16 protein-coding genes are annotated in these 20,060 nt (G+C 56.8%); 4 read left to right on the top strand and 12 right to left on the bottom strand.

Annotated features, from left to right (window positions below; genetic code table 11):
• Nucleotide 1 precedes the first annotated feature (1 nt).
• The 12 genes from AC6IY8_RS12830 to AC6IY8_RS12775 form a co-directional block, all read right to left on the bottom strand.
• Nucleotides 2-1,822: an FAD-dependent oxidoreductase gene (locus AC6IY8_RS12830; RefSeq protein ID WP_497774897.1), complete on the bottom strand. Its 1,821-nt coding sequence runs from the start codon at nt 1,820-1,822 to the stop codon at nt 2-4.
• Nucleotides 1,823-1,856: 34 nt separating this feature from the next.
• Nucleotides 1,857-2,687 (bottom strand): FAD/NAD(P)-binding protein, encoded by an 831-nt coding sequence (locus AC6IY8_RS12825; RefSeq protein WP_497774896.1) that lies wholly within the window; start codon nt 2,685-2,687, stop codon nt 1,857-1,859.
• Entirely contained in the window at nt 2,684-3,754 is a 1,071-nt protein-coding gene (locus AC6IY8_RS12820) for a 4Fe-4S dicluster domain-containing protein (protein WP_497774895.1), read from the bottom strand. Before AC6IY8_RS12820 ends, AC6IY8_RS12825 begins: the two co-directional genes overlap by 4 nt.
• A complete protein-coding gene (locus AC6IY8_RS12815) occupies nt 3,751-4,623 on the bottom strand; it encodes a hypothetical protein (RefSeq protein ID WP_497774894.1) in 873 nt (290 codons plus the stop codon). The genes AC6IY8_RS12820 and AC6IY8_RS12815 overlap by 4 nt, the downstream gene beginning before the upstream one ends.
• A gap of 4 nt (nt 4,624-4,627) precedes the next feature.
• Complete coding sequence (locus AC6IY8_RS12810; protein ID WP_497774892.1) at nt 4,628-5,083, bottom strand: hydrogenase iron-sulfur subunit; 456 nt, start codon at nt 5,081-5,083, stop codon at nt 4,628-4,630.
• A 259-nt stretch (nt 5,084-5,342) separates the two neighbouring features.
• Entirely contained in the window at nt 5,343-6,953 is a 1,611-nt protein-coding gene (locus AC6IY8_RS12805) for a DHA2 family efflux MFS transporter permease subunit (RefSeq protein WP_497774891.1), read from the bottom strand.
• 118 nt (nt 6,954-7,071) lie between these two features.
• A complete protein-coding gene (locus AC6IY8_RS12800; protein WP_497774889.1) occupies nt 7,072-8,751 on the bottom strand; it encodes an FAD-dependent oxidoreductase in 1,680 nt (559 codons plus the stop codon).
• A 115-nt stretch (nt 8,752-8,866) separates the two neighbouring features.
• Nucleotides 8,867-9,886, bottom strand: coding sequence for a phosphoribulokinase (locus AC6IY8_RS12795; RefSeq protein WP_497774888.1), 1,020 nt, complete (start codon nt 9,884-9,886; stop codon nt 8,867-8,869).
• 63 nt (nt 9,887-9,949) lie between these two features.
• Nucleotides 9,950-10,876, bottom strand: coding sequence for an AAA family ATPase (locus tag AC6IY8_RS12790; protein ID WP_497774887.1), 927 nt, complete (start codon nt 10,874-10,876; stop codon nt 9,950-9,952).
• A 15-nt stretch (nt 10,877-10,891) separates the two neighbouring features.
• Nucleotides 10,892-11,302: a ribulose bisphosphate carboxylase small subunit gene (locus AC6IY8_RS12785; protein WP_497774885.1), complete on the bottom strand. Its 411-nt coding sequence runs from the start codon at nt 11,300-11,302 to the stop codon at nt 10,892-10,894.
• Nucleotides 11,303-11,319: 17 nt separating this feature from the next.
• A complete protein-coding gene (locus tag AC6IY8_RS12780; protein ID WP_497774884.1) occupies nt 11,320-12,768 on the bottom strand; it encodes a form I ribulose bisphosphate carboxylase large subunit in 1,449 nt (482 codons plus the stop codon).
• Between the two features lie 287 nt (nt 12,769-13,055).
• On the bottom strand, nt 13,056-14,423 hold the full coding sequence (locus AC6IY8_RS12775) for a sigma-54 interaction domain-containing protein (RefSeq protein WP_497774883.1): 1,368 nt from the start codon (nt 14,421-14,423) through the stop codon (nt 13,056-13,058).
• A gap of 475 nt (nt 14,424-14,898) precedes the next feature.
• On the opposite strand from AC6IY8_RS12775, the gene AC6IY8_RS12770 reads away from it, so the two are divergent.
• The 4 genes from AC6IY8_RS12770 (at nt 14,899) to pdxA (ending at nt 19,574) form a co-directional block, all read left to right on the top strand.
• Nucleotides 14,899-15,918, top strand: a complete 1,020-nt coding sequence (locus AC6IY8_RS12770) for a 2-keto-3-deoxygluconate permease (protein ID WP_497774882.1) — start codon at nt 14,899-14,901, stop codon at nt 15,916-15,918.
• Entirely contained in the window at nt 15,918-17,222 is a 1,305-nt protein-coding gene (locus AC6IY8_RS12765; RefSeq protein ID WP_497774881.1) for a nickel-dependent lactate racemase family protein, read from the top strand. The genes AC6IY8_RS12770 and AC6IY8_RS12765 overlap by 1 nt, the downstream gene beginning before the upstream one ends.
• A 105-nt stretch (nt 17,223-17,327) precedes the next feature.
• The gene (locus tag AC6IY8_RS12760) at nt 17,328-18,566 is read left to right on the top strand and encodes a four-carbon acid sugar kinase family protein (RefSeq protein WP_497774880.1); all 1,239 of its coding nucleotides are present in this window, start codon (nt 17,328-17,330) and stop codon (nt 18,564-18,566) included.
• A 9-nt stretch (nt 18,567-18,575) separates the two neighbouring features.
• Entirely contained in the window at nt 18,576-19,574 is a 999-nt protein-coding gene (gene pdxA / locus AC6IY8_RS12755; RefSeq protein WP_497774879.1) for a 4-hydroxythreonine-4-phosphate dehydrogenase PdxA, read from the top strand.
• Nucleotides 19,575-20,060: the final 486 nt, after the last annotated feature.

Raw genomic sequence — 20,060 nt, 5'->3', positions numbered from 1 at the left:
CTCAAGCGCCCTTCTGTGGAATGCTCTTGTCCTGTTGCTTGCCCTTGCTGCCGACAATCGCTCGCAGTGCTTCGGCCGCAGCGGCGGATGCCTGGGCTACCGTGTCTGGAATATCTTTTGGTCCCTGGCAAACTCCCGCGACATACACTCCAGCGCGCGAAGTAGAGTTCGGCTCAGCGTTGTAATCCAGCTCGCGGAACCATCCATCGGCGTCGCAAGGAATGTCCAGCTTCTTCGCCAGCTCGTCTGCGCCGTGCGAGGGCTGCAGCCCAACCGACAGAATGACCATGTCCACCGGAACCGTCATCAGGTGCTCGGCCAACACGTCTTCGCCATGGATGTAAAGCTGCGAGTCAATCTCCTGCACCGCTGCCGTGCGTCCGCGCACCAGGTGAACGCCCTCTTCGCGGATGCGCTCGTGAAACTCCTCGTACCCTTTGCCAAAGGCGCGCATGTCGATGTAGTACTCGTAGCACTGCGCTTCCGGAAGTTTCTCGCGCACCAGGTGCGCAAATTTCAGCGAGTACATGCAGCACACGCGTGAACAGTAAGGGTTGTAATTGCGATCTCTCGAACCCACGCAGTGCACAATGGCAACAGCTTTCGGCTTAGGGCCGTCTGGCTCGAAAACCCACTCTTCGGTCTTCGTGCGCTTGTTCAGCTTCTTCGCCTTCATCACGATCTTGCCGCCGGTCGGGCCGGAAGCGTTTGTCAGGCGCTCGAACTCAAGTGAAGTCAAAACGTTCGGATACTTGCCATACCCATAGCGCTCAATGCGCGTCGCATCTAGCGTGTCATAGCCTGTGGCTACAATAATGCTGCCTACCTCGACCTCCACAACTTCATCCTGGGCGTCGAGATGAACCGCTCCCTTCGAGCATTTCTTCACGCAGGCTCCGCACTTCTTGCCTCCGCTCTGCACCCACGTGCAATGCTCGGGATCGACCATATAAGCGTTTGGCACGGCTTGGGGGAAGGGAATGTAGATACTCTTTCGGCTCGCGATTCCCATGTCAAAATCGCTTGTGGTCGTCACCGGACACCAGTGCGCGCAATCGCCACACGCGACACACGCCGCGGCATCGACGCGCGTGGCATGCTTGAGCACCTTTACCTTGAATGCTCCAGCGTTACCGCTTACTTCCTGAACCTCCGACAGCACCATGAGCTCGATATTCGGGTTCTGTCCGACGGCGACCATCTTCGGCGTCAAAATGCATGCTGCGCAATCCAGCGTGGGGAAGGTCTTATCGAACATCGCCATGCGGCCGCCAATCGTGCCCGTGCGCTCGACCAGATAAACCTTGTTGCCTGATTCTGCGATTTCCAGCGCCGCCTGAATTCCCGCGACACCGCCGCCCACCACGAGCGTTGCCGGATTGAACGAGCTCTGTTGCACCGCCGGCGAAGCGGCCTCAAGCTTTCCTGTAATCGCCGACGACAGCACTGCTTTCGCCGACTCCGTGGTTGCCGCAACCCCGCGCTCTCCAAAAGACGCGAGCCGAACTCGGGTTGCATCTCCACCGGCAAGCACCAATGCCCGCGTGAACGCCGCCTTGTAGAATCCCGGATGCTCCGCCGCCACCACAATGGAGTTCAGCTTGGCTTTGCGAAACTCGGATGCGAGCGACTCCGGATCGACTGACTTCGCCTTCATTGTGCGCACAATCTTGACGGGTGCCAATGTCTTCGCGTGTTCCGCAAGGCCGTCGTAGTCAATCGCGACCGAGGAGTCCTGTTCCGGAGCGATGATGTACACGCCAACGCAATCGGCGATGGTTCTTTCGATTCCGTCGGCTGGATGTTTCGTTTCGCCGTTCATAAAAACCTTTCGTCTCCGCGCACCGTGCGTCGCATTAGAACTCCTGCGGCATAGCCTTAATCTGGTCTGCCGTGAACACCGGGCCGTCCTTGCACACGTAGGTCGCACCGATGTTGCAACGCCCGCACTTGCCCAGGCCGCATTTCATGCGGTTTTCCAGCGTCGTATAGATTCGCTCGCCGGGGAATCCAATCTTCGTCAGGACCGGCAACGTGAACTTGATCATGATCGGTGGCCCGCAGATGACTGCGAACGTATCCTCGGCGGTCGCCAGCGTCTGTTCCACCGCCGTAGGAATGCGAGCAACCATGCCTTTCCACTCCGGAGTCTCGCCTCCCGGATCGACCGCCAGGCAAAGCTTTACATCCGAGCGCTTCGACCACTCTTCGAGTTCGCGCTTATAAACCAGGTCGCCCACGCTCCGAGCGCCATACACAATGGTTACGTCTTTGAACTGATCGCGCAGATCGAGCACATTCCAGATGACGCAGCGCACCGGCGCCAGTCCAATCCCTCCTGCGATGAAGACAATCGAGTGTCCCTTCATCTTTTCGAGAGGGAAGTGGTTCCCATACGGCCCGCGGAAGCCCAGCGTGTCGCCCACCGCCAGCCTGCGCAACGCCTGCGTGACTTTTCCTGTCGCCTTAAAGCTGCACTCGATGTACCCCGAGCGAGTTGGCGGCGAAGCAATGCAGAACGTGCTCTCGCCTTCGCCAAAAACCGAGTACTCGCCAAACTGTCCGGCGGCGAACTTGAACTGCTCCGCCGTGGCGGCGTCCTGGAACTCGAGCTTCAACGTGCGAGTATCGACCGTCTCGTCGGTAATCTCGCGAATCCTCATCAGATGGGGCTGGTAAATGTTCATTGCGCGCTCCCCTCAGACTCAGCCTTCGACAGAGCAACCAGGTTGCCGACGATCTCCGGAAGGTCCATCCCGCCCGGGCATACCCGAGCGCAACGGCCGCAGCCTGTGCACAAAATTTCGCCAAAGCGCGTCGGATAGATCGAGAACTTGTGCTCGATCCTCTGCCGGAAACGCTCGCTCTGCGTCTGTCGTGGGTTGTGTCCTGAGGCGTGGACGGTAAATTTTCCTGTCTGGCACGAATCCCAGTTGCGGCGGCGAACGCCTTCGCCTGCCGTCTCATGCTCATCGACAATGTCGAAGCAGTGACATGTGGGACACACACTCGCGCACGCTCCGCAACCATGGCAGCGCAGCGCGAGGGTCTTCCAAACGGGATCTTCGTAGTGTGTGGCAAGCCACGTAGAGAACTCTGCGGGAATCGCCGCCAGATTCTTCTCCACCTTTCCGCGTGCTTCCGTCTGTGCCGCTTCGGCCGCCGCGACGCTTTGCTCCGTCGCGATCTCAGCACTGGCGCATCGCTGCATCAGCGCTTCGCCTTTTGCCGTGACCACATCGGCCACATATCCGCCCTCAACCGGCGTAAGCGTCACATCGGAACCGCGAGACGACTCCGGCCCCAACCCGACTGCGGTGCAGAAGCACGTCTTGTCCATTACTGCGCATAGCATGCTGACGATCGTGGTAGCCTCGCGTCGACCGAACCATAGCTCGTCGCGATAGTCCCAGTTCATCACCTTGTCCACGATTTCCAATCCGGCGACGTCGCAAGGCGTTGCGCCCAGAATCACCTGTGGCGCGGCGGCGGTGGAAACCTCGCGAATCTCCACACCGTTCTTCGTCTGCTTGTATTGCAGCAGCACTTCGCTCGGGGGCAGGAAGAACTCTTTCAGCGAACGCCGCGTCAGCCGGACTCCCAGCGCTGCGTCCTCCAGCTTTGCAATCCGGTGGTAATCGGTCGCCGCCGCATCATCGGCAGCACGCACCGGGGCAATCACGCGAATGTTTGAAGCGACAAGGTTGGCCACCAACTGCGCCAGGTTTTCGTGAGTCAGGAATCTGCGCGTCACCGGATGAACTCCTCGTCGTCATCTGTGCGGAAAACGCCCAATGGCACGGGCACAGATGGGTCTTCGCAGGCTGCGTAATCAAATCGCGTCTTCACCGAGTCGGCCACATAGCGCGCCAGCAATCCCAGCGGAATGTGCTCAGGACACGCGCGTTCGCACTCTAGGCAATCGACGCAGCGCCCGGCCTGGTGCAGCACTCTCATCGTCTGCCATGCGCGATTGGCGCGCAGCGTGGGCGAGGGATCGATCCACTGTGGCTGGCTCTTATCTGCCGTGCACTGTACGCAGAAGCACATGGGGCAAGCCTCGCGGCAGGCGTGGCAGCGAATGCAGCGCTCCAGTTGTTCATCCCAGAATTTTCGGCGCTCTTCCGAGGTCATCTTCTCCAGCGCCGCAATCTGCTCTGCACGCTTCGCATTCACCGGAGGCGCTGGCGGCAGTTCACCAAGCAAATGGTCGTGGAGCTTCGGTTCGCGCACGTCGCACCCTGCGCACCGCACTGAAACAGTCTCGCTCGTCAGTTCGGAATCCGCCGCAGCGTCCTGCAGCACACCACCGCATCGCATGGCGATGATCACTAGGTTGTCGCGGTTCACCTGCTTTTCGCGAATCAGTCCTGCCACGGAGCGGGCATCGCATCCTTTTACTACGATTGCTGCCTTGCCGAGTTGCGCCACATGCTTGCGCCGGGGATTGAGATACGTCGCGAGGTTCTGTACGCAGCGCTTATCAAATACCAGTTTGTCGGCCTGCGCGGGATTCGTGATGAAAGCCGGACGCACACCACGCGGCCCTTCTTCATAGCCGATCACCACGCTCACCGTGCCATCGCCCAGCAGTTTGCGGGAGAGCTCCTGTAGCTCCTTCATTGGACTACTCACCGCCTTTCTGGCATTGCACCGTGCTGCATGGCCCCAGCGCCTTTACGCGCACCGTTGTCTCATTTACGACTTCCTGCCACTTGTTGCCCTCTGAGGCGGAGACCCATGAGAAGGTGACTCGATTGTTCTCAACACCCATGAAGTCGAGCAGATCGTGCAGAACGGCGAAGCGTCGGCGGGCATAGTAGTTGCCTGTGCTGTAGTGGCAGTCGCCCGTGTGGCAGCCACTGACGATTACGCCATCGGCTCCACGTTCAAAAGCTTTGATAATAAAGAGAGGGTTCACTCGGCTACTGCAGGTCAGGCGGATGACCCGAACGTTCGGGTCCATCTTCAAACGGCTGGTTCCTGCCAGATCCGCTCCCGTGTAGGTGCACCAGTTACAAACGAACGCTACGATCTTCGGAGTCCAGCTACTATCGGCCCCGTTCTTTACCTCATCTGGCATGACAGGCCTCATCTACCATTCTTTTCGATCTCCACGCCGTCCCGCCGCGGACGATACATGCCTCGACGGAGGCTTGCCTGCTCTCGTAATGAGGAGTGGGCAAATGCGTGATCTTAAAGCGCTGCTAGCTTCTGTTAGGAAGCATATCGCCAAGTCTTGCGTAAAAATGTGATCAGCCGCACAATCCGCGCGTTCTAAAGTCCGTAACCCCCGTGGGCCACAACCTTCCCACCGCTAAGCGAAGGGAAACGGACGGCTTTTATGCATGGATGAGTTCCGGTTGATTCTCCTCGACCGTAGCGCCTGCGCTTTCCGGTTTCGCGGAAACCCCATTTTTTTTGGGATCCTTCAGCAGATACACCAGCGGGATCATGACCAGAAAGACCAATCCCATGATCTTGAACGCTTCCACAAAAGAAAGCATTGCGGCGTGCTGCTGCACCTGCCGGAAGATCGCACCATATGCCCGTCGTGATGCTGTCGCAGGATCAGAACCGCGCAGCACGAAGTATTGCGTGAACTGGTGCAGCATCGACATAACCGAGGGTTGGCCATCGCGGATGTGTTCGATCAGTCGGCTCTGATGAAACTGCTGGCGGCGTGCCAGGAATGTCGTCATCATTGCGATCCCGACGCTACCACCGATATTGCGCATCAGGTTGAAGATGCTGGTCGCATTTCCCATCTGCTGCTTTGGTATGTGCGACATCGCTGCGGCCGAAAGCGGTATGAACACGCACGACATTCCAGCTCCCTGCAATATCTGCGGCCAGAAGATGTCCCAATAGCCCGCTTGCAGATTCAGGCCGGAGTACATAAACATCGTTACGCCGCCGACCAGCAGCCCAACCACTAGAATCTTGCGAACATCCATGCGACTCGCAATTGCGCCTACCACAAACGTCAACCCGAACGCGCCCAGACCGCGCGGTGACAGCGCCAGTCCCGCTTGCATCGAGGGGTAATCCAGCAATGTCTCCAGGTACTGCGGCAGCAGCACCAGGCTGGCATACAGGCAGAAACCAATCGCTGACATCAGCAGCACGCCGATCGCGAACGATCTGTCCCTGAGTGCCCTTAGATCGACAATCGGATGCTGCACCTTCAACTCGCGTATCAGAAACGCAAGCAGACCGAAGCAGCAGATGAATACCTCCCATCGAATGTCCGGCGAACCGAGCCAATCCTTCCGCTGTCCTGTATCGAGCAGGATCTGCAACGACCCGAGTCCGAGCGCAAGCAAGCCCATGCCTATCAGATCCACATCCGCATCGCGATTGCGTCTTATATATGGAGGATCGTGGATGTATCGCGCCATCATCATCAGCGAGAACGTCCCGACCGGGATGTTGAGGTAGAAGATCCAGCGCCAGGTGTAATTGTCTGTAATCCACCCGCCTAGAGTTGGGCCAATGATGGGAGCAACAATGATTCCCAGACCGTACGCAGCCATCGCCTGCCCATGTTTTTCCTTGGGGAACGACTCCAATAGAATCGCCTGCGACAAAGGCTGCAGCCCTCCACCAGCCAGCCCCTGCAACACTCGGAAGATGATGAGCTGGGTAAGACTCGTGGCTACGCCGCACAGCAGGGAAGCGATCGAGAACCCCGTCACGCACACCAGCAGCATCCGTCGTCGTCCAAAGTAGCTGGCCAGCCATCCAGCCATTGGAAGAATGATGGCGTTCGCCACCAGGTAAGAAGTGACAACCCAGGTCCCTTCCTCATACGTGGAACTCAGGCTTCCTGAGATGTGAGGAATCGACACGTTCACGACCGTTGTGTCGAGCACCTCCATGAATGTCGCCAGCATCACGGCAACGGTAACGATCCACGGATTGACCAGTGGGCGGGAATCTGCTGTTTTCATGCCATTCGCCTGGAACGGGGAAGCTTATCGCGGACAAAAGCGCGAAGCTGTGACGCACGGCACGAAAGTGTGTTACGGAGGCAGTTCTAGGATGTGCTATTTCGAGGAAAGGCGGAACCTAAAGTTCCGCCAGAGTCTCATGAACAAGGTGCACAGCGATCGCACCCTCGCCCACCGCTGACGCCACGCGCTTCACATTGCCGGCGCGAACATCACCCACAGCAAAAACTCCCGGAAGGCTCGTCTCCAGCATCTGCGGAGGCCGAGTGAGCGGCCAAGGAAACTGCAGCACCTTGGGCGAGAATAGATCCATGTCCTTCCCGGTCAGGATGAACCCCTTTTCATCCAGCGCCACACATCCCTGCAGCCAGTCGGTTCTGGGAGAAGCCCCCGCCATGATGAACACATGTCGAATCCTGTGCGTCGAAGTCTCTTTCGTGTTTTTGTCCAGCCAGGTGACGCACTCAAGTTGATTTTCACCCTGCAAGGCGACAATCTCCGTGCGGAAGTGAAGTTCAATCGCCGGATTGTCCGTGATCCTCTTGATCAGGTAGCGCGACATGGTGTCCGAAAGCTCTCCGGAGCGAACGAGCATGTGGACCTTGCTGGCGGATTGCGACAGGAAGACGGCGGCCTGCCCCGCCGAGTTTCCGCCACCCACTACGATTACTTCTTCGTTAATGCAGAGCTGCGATTCCATGTAGGTGGCACCGTAGTAAATACCCTGCCCCTCGAACCTCTTCAAATTGGCAATAGGGGGCTGGTTGTATTGGGCGCCGGAAGAGATGACGATCGAGCGTCCGGAGACTGTGCTTCCGTTGTCGAGAACGATCTGATAGGGACGCTGCTTGCAGTTGAGCTGTACTACTTCATGTCCCACCATCATCTGCGCGCCGAATTTCTGCGCCTGCGCCAGCGCGCGTCCTGAAAGCTCCTGCCCTGAAATTCCGGTGGGGAATCCAAGATAGTTTTCAATTTTTGAGCTCGACCCCGCCTGGCCTCCCGGAGCGTGCGTCTCGATCACAAGCGTGTCCAAGCCCTCCGAAGCCGCATAAACAGCGGCTGCCAGCCCCGAAGGCCCCGCGCCCACTATGATGACATCGCGCACGAGCGACTGATCGATATTGACATTGAATCCCAAGCAGTCGGCGAGTTGCTGCGTCGTAGGATTACGAAGCACCGTGCGTGCATTGCAGATGACCACCGGCACTTCGTGTGTCTTTACCTCGAAGCGGTCCAGCAATTCCTGTGAAGTCTTATCTGTGTCGAGATCAATGTATGTATATGGGTGCGCGTTGCGGCCAAGAAATTCGCGTATTTTCAACGTATTCGCACAGTGCCGCGAGCCCATCACGACCACGTTGCCCATGCCGCTGCTGATGAGCGTGATGCGCCGCAGGATAAATGCGCGCATGAAAACTTCACCGAGCTCGGCGTCGGTGGCAACAAGCGTCCTCAGACCGTCGCCGCTGATCTCGATAAAATCTCCTGCCTCGGTGACTCGCCCGAGCACAAGGCAGCGCTGGCCGGAGATCATCGTGATTTCTCCAGTAAATCCGCCAGACGAATGAGTTGTGATCAAGCGCTCGCCCCTGAAGTCTGGTTGAACGATCTCCATGGCTCCCGACAGCAGAACGAAAAACGGCACTCCGCTGTCGCTGGGGCGAAACAGAATGTCTCCAGGTTCAAAGTGGCGCAAAGTCCCAACAGCGCGAAGCCGTTGGATTTGCGATGGCGTCAAAGTCGGGAAAGCCTGAGTTTTGGCGTCGAGCGCGCTTGCGGTGGGCCAAGTGGACATCCGTTGGTTCTCCTTCAGCAGATTCACAGACAGATAGACTGCTAGGTGAACTCTATGGATGCTCCAGGGTCGCTTTTCGCTTCTGGAAATCAGGCTTCACTTGTGAGCTGCGGTTTTAACTGACCTTTACTTCTCGCGCCAGCTCTCGTATCTCCTCTGACTGCACGGTTCGCAAACGGTTGAGTGCCGCGATAGGACGCGCAAAAACCTGTGGCGCATCACCGGAATGCGCTCGCAATAAATGGAAGGTAATAAGCAACTGTGTCAATGCGAGCGGGTCGCTGTGACGAACTTCGCCTCGATCGTTGTACTCGCCGAACTGATCTCCGCGCAGCGAACGAAGCCCGGGGAGATGTCGCCAAATTTCGCTCTCCAATTTCTCGGCGCGTTCCCGATCGACATTGCCATCGATCTCCAGAAAATCTACGGGTCGTCCGCAGTCGCGACCCATGACGAGACGAATCGCCGAGTCCTTCACGCTCTGCTCGAACAAATAACTGAGGTCCGGATGTGGGATCGTGGGACGCAACACGAGATGCACGTTCAGATGGCTGTCAGTGCCATCCTGCTTCGCATGCATATCGGGATAGAAGCGTACGACGATGTCGGCGTGTTCTCGCTGAGGACGAATGTAATCCCTGGAATCGTCCTCGCGTTTCACCAGTTCGGCCAAAACTTGCTCAGGCGTGTATCCGCGCTTCGTCGTATCGCGCTTGATCTTCCATTCTCTGCGCAAGTCCTCTGGCGGATCGAGAAACACCTTCACGTCATAGAACGCGCGCATGGCGGCTGTGTGACAGCCGAGCAGTCCTTCCACGATGACAAACTCGCGCGGTTGCACGTATTCAGGCCTTACCAGAGATCCCGTGCGATGGTCGTACACGGGCTTGAGCATTGGCTCGCCGTAGTGCGCCCGCTCAAGATGCAACTCGAGGATGTCCAGATAATTGCAGTCGGGATGAAGGGGCGTGATGCCGCGAACCGCACGTTCTGCGCGATCAAACTTGTGGTAGTCATCTGCGCAGATGTGGGTTACCCGTTCCGGTCCGAGCAGGCGCGTGAGGCCCTGCGTTACGGTCGTTTTACCGGCAGCACTGTCGCCGATGATCCCCAGCACGATTGGTCGCTTTCTCATCACGGACTCCTTACACTCGATGAACATTTGCAACCGCCCGGGAGCAGTTGCAATGGCTATCAATTAGTTTGCCACTTCGATTCCGCCTTGAAATACGCGGCTCTGGCGAATGTCTTCGGCCGAGATGCGCATCAGCTCCTGACGTGGAATACAGCCGCCTTGTTGAACGATTCTGCCCGCCTGTCGTAACTTGGCGCGATCGATGGCGTTGCGCACGCTGCGCGCGTTGGCAAAGTGCGGCTGATTCATTCGCATTTGTAAATATTCAACAAATGCCTGCCTGGAGTCTTCGTCCAACTCGTAATTCTGTTCGGCCAACATCGCCTCGCCGACGACAAGCAGCTCCTCTGCGGAGTAATCCGGGAAACTGATATGGTGCGCAACGCGAGAGCGGAAGCCGGGGTTATTACGAAACAGGCCGGCCATGCGGTCGGGATAACCCGCAAGGATTACCACCAGGTCGTCGCGCAGATCCTCCATGGCCTGCAACAGCATCTCGATAGCTTCCTGCCCGTAATCGCGCTCATTCTCTGGCCGATGCAGGTAATACGCCTCATCGATGAAGAGGACGCCACCCGTGGCTTTCTTGATCATCTCCTTCGTCTTCGGTGCCGTATGGCCCACGAACTGCCCAACAAGATCGTCGCGCGTTGCGACGACAAGATGACCACGGCGAAGAAATCCAAGGTGATGCAGAATCGTTCCCATGCGCTTCGCAACCGTTGTCTTGCCTGTGCCCGGATTGCCGGTGAAACTCATGTGCAACGTTGGACGTTGAGTCGCGAGCCCTACCTTCTCCCGCAGTCGGGCCACCAGCAGCAGCGACGACAGCCGTCGTATGTAGCCCTTCACCGATTGCAAGCCCACGAGTTCGCGATCCATCTCATTCAGGATTTCATCGAGATTTGAATCACGTTGTGCTGCTCCAACATCGATGCACTCCAGCGTCTCGCTCACTGGGCACACTTCTCCTGTCTGTGTAGTTTCCATATCTGTCCGGTGCTCTTAGGATTCCATCACGATTTCGTGACGGTGATGAATGCTGTATTGCACGCGCCGATCGGCCCCTTCATTGCGTTCCAGACGGAACCCAGGCTCACTCAAAGGTCGATTCACAATGAAACTCAGCGCCGTGGTTTGCCGACCCTTGCTGCTATCAAATCCGTTCACCTTGATGTAGTGATTCGGAAATTCCTTTCGGCATTCCTTTACAGCAGCCAGTACGGTCAGCGCGTCCTTGCTGTCGAACATAGGCAGATTCCACATCTCCCAATAGGAATTGCGGGGATGCGGGTCATCGGTGTGCTCGATCGAGATGGCCCATTCGTTTTCAATGCAATACTTCAATTGGGCAAGGATCTGTTCATCCTTGAAGTCCGGTAGATACGAGAATGTTCCCTGGGTAATGCGCATCATCTTCCTCCGCGATAGCTCTACAGTGTTAGCGTGCCGACTGCGTCAGGAACGTCAGTGGATTGGAAGTCGAAGGTGACCTCGCGCCAGGTTTCGAGCGCCTTGCGCAACTCAGGGCACCAGCGCGCAGCGCGGTCGAGAATCTCCGGACCTTCGTACAGATAGTCGCGCCCCTCGTTGCGTGCCTGGATCATGACTTCAGTTGCAACGCGATTGGCCGTGGCGCCCTGCGCAATGCCGTCGGGATGACCGATGGTTCCTCCGCCGAACTGCAGGATGCAGTCCTCGCCAAGATAGTGCAGCAGTTGATGCATCTGACCGGCGTGAATGCCGCCGGATGCAACAGGCATGACAGCAGGCATGGAAGCCCAGTCCTGTTCGAAGAAGAGTCCCTGCATGGGATCGGCTTCAATTGTGTTACATCGGAGAGTGTTGTAGTAGCCGCGAACAGCATTGGGATCGCCTTCGAGTTTCCCGACAACGGTGCCAGCGTGAAGGTGATCGACTCCGGCAAGTCGCATCCACTTGGCGATCACGCGGAAGCTGACTCCATGCAACTTCTGACGTGTGTAGGTTCCGTGTCCTGCGCGATGAAGATGAAGAATGACGCCGTTGCGCCGCGCCCACTTTGCCATCGACTGGATTGCCGTATAGCCGATGGTGAGATCGATCATCACAATCACACTGCCAAGCTCTTTTGCGAAGTCGGCGCGTTCATACATCTCTTCCATGGTTGCAGCGGTCACGTTGAGGTAGTGACCCTTGATCTCGCCCGTGGAGGCCATGGCGCGATTCACTGCTTCCATGCAGAACAGGAATCGATCGCGCCAGCGCATGAATGGCTGGCTGTTAATATTTTCGTCGTCCTTGGTGAAGTCGAGTCCTCCGCGCAGAGCCTCGTACACGACGCGACCATAGTTCTTGGCGGAGAGCCCCAATTTCGGTTTCACCGTAGCACCGAGCAATGGGCGACCAAACTTATTCAGATACTCGCGCTCCATCACGATGCCGTGCGGAGGTCCCTGGAAGGTCTTCGTATAGTGTGGCGGGATGCGCATGTCTTCCAGGCGTAACGATTTCAGTGCCTTGAACGCAAATACATTTCCGATGATCGAAGACGTGAGGTTTGCGATCGAGCCTTCCTCGAAGAGATCGAGGTCGTAGGCGATGTATGCGATGTACTGATCTGTTCCGGGGACGGGATCTACGCGATAACACTTCGCCTGGTAATTCTGGTAAGGCGTGAGCCGGTCGGTCCACACCACAGTCCACGTCGCAGTCGAGGATTCACCGGCAACGGCCGCCGCTGCTTCGATTGGCTCTACCGTGTCCTGCGGTACAAACCGAAACGCGCACAAGACATCGGTCGGTTTGGGTTCGTAGTTTGTATTGAAATATCCCATCTCAGCGTACGGAGTAACGCCTGCTGCCCAACGTGCCTTCTTGCGCGATGTGTCCATCGTTGCCATGCTCTCTCCTCAACATCACTGGCCACGCCAGTGTCTGCCATTCATAAGGCAAGCGAGATGCCACGGCACACGTGCGCCTTTCCTGCACACAGAAACTGCATGCAAGCTGTTGTCAATGGAATGAGTTACTGAAGCGATTGGGAAGCGCGTTCGCGATAGATGTGTTTTGGGAAGCAAATGGGGTGTGCCACGTGTGTCCCACCACTATGTTTGGAGTGATGAAGATTCTGAACTGCTGGCCCTGAGGGCGATTCAATTGTTCACATTGCAGTAGTGGGACATAGAGGTCACAGGTGTGTGCCACCAGTGTCACTATGGTGCTTCATCTCACTCGCATGCAGATGATACTTGGCGAGGAGGCGATGAAAGGTTCGCCTGGGTATGTGAGCCAGTAGCGCTGCGCGGGAGATATTGCCCTCCGCTCGCAACAGGTAGTTCTGGATTGCCTGACGTTCGAATGTCTCGATGACCTGCGATTTTCCTGGCTTGAATCCGAGCGTGGTCTTTTCGGCGCTCACGTCTTGCACATGCAAGGGCAAGTGTTCGGGATCGATCGTCTGTGTCGAGCTGAGGACGACGGCGCGCTCAATGATGTTTTCCAACTCCCGCAAATTTCCCGGCCACGAGTAGCTCCGCAACAGGTTCATGGCTTCGGCCGAGATTGAGTCCACACGCTTGTTCACCTTCGCCCTTGCGCGTTGCAAAAAATACTCGGCGAGAAAGGGAATGTCCTCAAGCCGTTCACGCAGTGGAGGCAAGGTAATCGTGAATGTGTTGATCCGATAGAAGAGGTCTTCGCGAAAGGCACCATCGCGGATTGCCTTTTCGATGTCACGATTGGTAGCAGCGATGATCCGCACGGAAACCTGCTTTGTGTGAACATCGCCGACAGCGCGTATTTCGCCGGTCTGAAGCGTTCGCAACAGCTTAGCCTGTGTCTCAACGGACATATCACCGACTTCGTCGAGCAACATCGTCCCGCCATGTGCTTTTTCGAACAAACCTTTTCTGTCTGCAAAAGCGCCGGTGAATGCGCCGCGCTTGTATCCGAACAATTCGCTCTCCAGAAGGGAAGGGGAAAGTGCGGTGCAATTGAGAGTAACGAAGGGCTGGCTTCTAACATTGCTTGCGCGATGGATCGCACGGGCTACAAGCTCTTTGCCTGTTCCGCTCTCGCCGCGGATAAGAACCGTGGTAGGTGTAGGTGCGACCTTCGCAATCAGGTTTGATATTTCTTTCATCTTCGGATTCGTCCCGATGATGAACTCGCTATCGGAATGCGCCTCCAGTTCGCGCATTGCGAGCTGATATTTACGTTCGAGTGCCTCGGTCTGCTTGCGCGCCTCGATCAGGTTCCACAAGAACAACGCAGCATTGCATCCGATCACTTCCGTGTGCTCGGGCTTGATGGCACATAACTCTCTCGCCACCGCAGGGTCGCCCGTGACGTCAATGATGAGGTCAGCCCGTGTGCCAGCCAGCAGCTTCTTGTAGCCAGTCGCAACAGGTATGCCCATTTCGCGTGCAAGGACAATTCCCGGTGCGCGATCGTTCTTATCTACTACCGCTAAGATCTTTACTGCCGGATCTGCGCAGAACAGTTCGACCAGCCTCTTGCCGCCATTGCCAGCGCCGATAAGGATGATCTCAGTCATAACGCCGCTGATTGTGATGTCAATCGCGGCAACATAGCTGCATGTCGGCTGAGGTAGGAACGAACGAGGTGTCACCGGGCTGCTCGTTTTCTACTTTCCGCAAAGATCATGGAACTTCGAGATGTCCCAGATTGCTTTCGGGCTACGTGATCAGGGGTTGGAAGTAGGGTGTTTTCGGGTGCTGTTGAGAGAATTTCTTCGTTGTCCGAAATTCACCGCTGGAGTAGAACATGAGCAATCAACCTGCGTTGCTGATGGGAGCCTCCGATTGTCGGATGGCACCATAGTGGTGCGGCTCTGCTAAAGATTTTCAGTGCTGCGAACTTTTGTTGACACGACATATTCCGTGCTTCAACATCGAATGTCACCCGTCAGATTTCCACTCGCATTTGCCGCAGGGCAGGTACGTCCAAGAAAGCGCAAGAACAACTCACCCTTCAAATTCAGAGTTTAAGGGCCTGGAAGGTTAAATTACGTGAAACAGATTCCGATTAAGCGGGCCATCGAGAAGGTTCCCGGTGGCATGATGGTAGTTCCTCTCCTCACCGGCGCAATCATCAACACGTTCTTTCCGAATACTCCAAAGTTCTTTGGGTCTTTTACGGGATACATCTTTAATGGAATGCCGATTCTTGCAGCCTTCTTCGTCTGCATGGGTGCCAGCATTGATGTACAAGCCACGCCTTACGTGCTGAAGAAGGGCGGCTCTCTCTTCGGAACGAAAATAGCGATTGGCGCAGTTTTCGGAATTATCTTCGGCCACCTGCTTCACGAGGCGCCAATTCACAGCGGCATCTTCATGGGGCTTTCCACGCTGGCCATTGTCGCGGCATTCAATGACACCAATGGTGGTCTCTACTGTGCGCTCATGGGTGAATACGGCAGTTCAAAGGATGTGGGCGCCTATTCTGTGATGTCGCTCGAATCCGGCCCGTTTCTCACGATGGTGACTCTCGGAGTTGCCGGATTATCCGCATTCCCCTGGCCTACCATGCTGGGTGCGATTCTTCCCCTACTCGTCGGTATGCTGCTCGGCAATCTCGACGGTGAGTTGCGTGAGTTTTTTGGCCGCGCGTCGTTGGTGCTCATTCCGTTCTTTGCCTTTGGACTTGGCGCAGCGCTCGATCTTCGCAAGGTTTGGATGGCTGGCCTGCTCGGTCTGGGAGTTGGCGTGGGCGTTGTAGTGATTACGGGTGTAGCATTGTTCTTCGTCGATCGCCTTACGGGTGGAACCGGGGTTGCCGGAGTCGCCGCCGCCAGCACCGCTGGCAATGCCGCCGCCGTTCCGGCCATCATTGGCGCGGCCAATCCTGCATACGCCGAAGCCGCTAAGAGCGCTACCATTCTTGTGGCCGCTTCTGTAGTGATTACCGCCATCCTAGTACCCATGGCGACTGCGTTTGTCGCCAGCAAGTTTGGTAATCCGAAGGATATGGAACGAGAGCAGTTGCTGCAGGCGCAGACCGCTACTGTGGCAATGCAGGAGCAACACTGATGGAGAACAAAGTCGAAGTCGCATTTGGTCGCAAACAGTTGGAAGTGTCACTGCCCGCAGATGTCACGCCCACGGTTATTCGCAAATTGTCGTTACCCAAGATCGATGATGAGCCCAAGGCGGTTCGTCATGCGCTCGATCATCCCGTAATGGCTAAGCCCTTTGGCGAGCTTGCCAAGGGTCGCAAGAGCGCCTGCATTCTTATTTGCGACATCACGCGCCCGGTGCCAAACAAGCTCTTCCTGCGCCCGATGATTGAAGATCTCATGGCCGCAGGAATGCCTGCTGCCAATATCAATGTCATCGTCGCGACCGGGCTGCATCGGCCAAGCGAAGGCGCCGAGCTCGAAGAACTCGTCGGCGATAGCTGGGTGCTGAAGACCGTCAACGTAGCTAATCACTTCGCTCGTAACGATGAAGACCACGTTGACATGGGGCGCACCAGCCGGGGCACTCCAATCAAAATTGACCGCCGCTTCGTCAATGCAGATCTGCGCATTGCGACCGGGCTGGTCGAGCCTCACTTCATGGCCGGATGGTCCGGTGGACGCAAGGTGATCGCTCCCGGAGTGGCGCATCAGGAAACGATTCGCACCTTCCACGCCGCGAAGTTCATGGAAGATCCGAAGGCCATACAGTGCAATCTCGTCGGCAATCCGTTACACGAAGAGCAGCTTGAAATCTGCGCCAAGATTGGCGAAATATACTCGCTCAATACCGTGCTGGATGAGGACCGCTCGCTGGTGTACGTAAATTTCGGAGAGATTAAGGCCAGCCACCTTGACGCAGTGAAGTTCGTCACCTCATCGACGGCAGTTCCGGTAACACGTCGGTTCCACACGGTGCTCACATCTTCCGCCGGATATCCTCTGGACAAGACGTACTATCAGACGGTCAAAGGGATGGTCACGCCCATGGATATCCTGGAGCCGGGCGGCACGCTCATCATCGCCTCCGAGTGCTCTGAAGGATTCGGCTCGCCCGAGTTTCGACAGGCTCAGGAGAAACTCATTGAGATGGGTCCCGATCGCTTCCTTGAGATGCTGCAGGCCAAGACCTTCGCCGAGGTGGACGAATGGCAGACCGAAATGCAGCTCAAGCCAATGCGCCTCGGGTCGGTCAAGCTATACACCACCGGACTCACCAAGGAAGAGCGTCGCATCACCGGAGTCGAGCTGATCGAATCGATCGAAGAGGCGGTTCGCCAGAGCGTGAAAGAGCATGGTGATTCTGCTGTGGCGGTTGTCCCCGAAGGCCCTTACGTCGTGCCGGTCTATGCCGCGCAAGGCGCTTCGGCCGACTAGCCAAGCGTTGATTCTGCGCCCACATTTGCCGTGACTGGCAAATGTGGGTGTTTTGCTTCTGTTCCGAATTTGTTTTCGCTGAATTGAATGCCTCCCGGGATCCCGATGAGAGAACGATGGCTCATCATTGCCGATGATCTGACTGGCTCCGCCGATTGCGCGATCGCATTCGCAAAGCGCGGGATCGAATCGGTTGTCGCTTGGGACAAGCACTGCGAAGCCACCAACGCTGTTGTACTCTCGGTTGACTCCTCGACCCGCAGTCTCTCTGCCAAAGAAGCAGGTGCGCGGCAGGTCGAGGTTCTCGCTGCCCACTTCCGCCCAGGGCTGCGTCTGTATAAGAAGATCGATTCCACGCTTCGCGGACATCCCGCCGCTGAACTCGCCGCTCTGCTTGCGTTCGCTCCAGCACAAACCGGCACGCGCCGTCGTCTCGCTATCATTGCTCCCGCCTTTCCTGGTATGGGGCGTGTCACTATCGACGGGCGCATCCATGTACAGGGTATTCCGCTCGAGCAGACTGCTCTTTGGGAGCGCGATCATACTTACGCCACCGCATATCTTCCAGAAGCTTTCGCCAGTGCCGGACTAACCTCCGAGGTGTTGCCCATGTCTCTGCTGGCGCAGGGAGCAGAAGTCGTTCGTGCACAGCTTGAGGCTGCTTACACGCGTGGGCTTGACGCTGTTATCTGCGATGTCAAGAGCGAAGGTGACCTCGCCACGCTCGCCTTAGCGTCGCTTCCGCTTGCGGACAGCGTTGTCTACGTCGGCTCCGCCGGACTCGCATCTGCCCTTGCACAACTCGAAGAACGCTCGGACGCAACACCCGTTGCCGTACCGCACCTTGCGGGCAAGAGCATACTCCTCGTTGTCGGATCGCTGGCTGGGGCCTCGCGCGAGCAGGCACGCACGCTTGCCGAATCAGGACTCGTGAGTCACGTCGTGATCTCACCCGCGGCACTTTTCGCTGGATCTACTGCCCGGGAATGGCAAATGGGTTCGCAAAAACTAGCACATCATCTCTCCAGCTGCCAAGACGTTTTGCTCGAACTTGAACTGGCCGAGCATCCCGATCTCTCCAGCGGCACTACTCTTGCCGCGCGTCTTTCTGAATTTGTCTGTGCGTCCGGCAGCTTTGGCGCGCTAGTCGCCACAGGCGGAGACACAGTTTACGCGCTACTCTCGCGGCTCGGGGTGCACAGCATACGCTTGTCGGATGAGGTTGAGCCGGGCATGCCCCTGGGTGTCACGATAGGCGCGGTCTCCATTCCTGTCGTCACCAAGGCCGGTGCTTTCGGCGACGCTCAAAGCCTGTGCCGTAGCCTCCAGCGCCTTCGCTGTTAGGATCGATTTATGTCACTTCCAATCATTGCCATCACCATGGGAGACCCAGCCGGAGTAGGCCCCGAGATCATCATGAAGAGCCTTGCTCACTCCGAGCTTTATGAGCGATGCCGCCCTGTCGTTATCGGTGATCTCAACCGGCTTCGCCGTGCAGGAGAAATCGTGGGTACTTCTCTCCTTCTGCATGAAGTCGGAACACCAGCCGAAGGGATCTACCAATCCGGCACCGTGGACGTGATTAACATAGCGGTCGTTCCTGCCGATCTGCCATTTGGCAAGCTCTCGGCCGCTGCCGGAGAAGCTGCCTTTCGGTTCATTGAGTGCGCCGCGCGGTTGGCTATGACGCATGAGGCCGACGCGATTTGCACCGCTCCACTTAATAAGGAAGCGCTGCATGCTGCCGGACACAAGTTTCCCGGACACACTGAAATGCTCGCGCACCTCACCGGCACTCCAGAAGTTTCCATGCTGCTCACGGCTCCAAAGCTGCGCGTCATCCACGTGACAACGCACATAGGACTGCTTGATGCGATAGCGAAGATCAACCCCGGCCTCGTAGAACGCACCATCGAGCGCGCTTATCAAACGCTGGTAAAAGCTGGAATCCATAATCCGCGAATCGGCGTCTGCGCCATCAATCCGCACAGCGGCGAGCATGGGCTTTTCGGCCGAGGCGAAGAAGAAGAGAAGATTGAGCCCGCCATTCGCAACTGCACCGCTCGCCATTGGAATGTCGAAGGACCACTGCCCGCCGATACGCTCTTCTACCGCGCTTCGCGCGGAGACTTCGATTGCGTTGTCGCCATGTATCACGATCAGGGACACGGACCAATCAAAGTTCTCGGCATCGAAGCGGGAGTCAACATCACGGTTGGACTTCCGGTCGTTCGCACGTCAGTCGATCACGGCACTGCGTTCGATATCGCCGGCACAGGCAAAGCAGATGAGCGCAGTATGCTTGAAGCCCTGCGCCAAGCTATAGAACTCGCTCCAAAGCAACACGACTGAGGAGGGTCAGTAGAGCGTAAGCAATTCAGCGAAGCCATCCCGCGGCAAATAAGAGTGCAACCTTCGCCGGTAACACGCACTTCCTCGAACTCCAAGCCACTAGATATACGCTCTGCCCTCCGCCCGGAAGGCAGAGCGAAAACAAGATGCGTTGGCGTGTTACTCGGAGTTGCCGTCCGGAGCCAATCTCCCATCGCGGCGGTACTCATTTGTTTGTCAGCGATCGGTAAGTTTTATTATCTGGATCGCATGAGTTACTTTTCATATTTGATGGTGAGGGTGCAGTGCGCTCACGCTGTCTAGCAGATGCGATCTCTTTCCAGCCTAAGTAACTAATTGCAAAGGTAAACTCAACGATCTGTACTCCCCAACGCAACCCATCTTTCTACCCATTGGGCAAAGGCTAACCAGAGTGTGATAACTCGATTACCTGCGTTCTAAGTAGATTTTTCTTTATCGAAAAAAGAGGAACTCTGATAAGTTTCG

It is taken from the genome of Koromonas soli, from assembly GCF_059726265.1.
The sequence above is the reverse complement of the archived record's forward strand: the minus strand, read 5'-3'. Positions and strand labels throughout refer to the sequence as shown.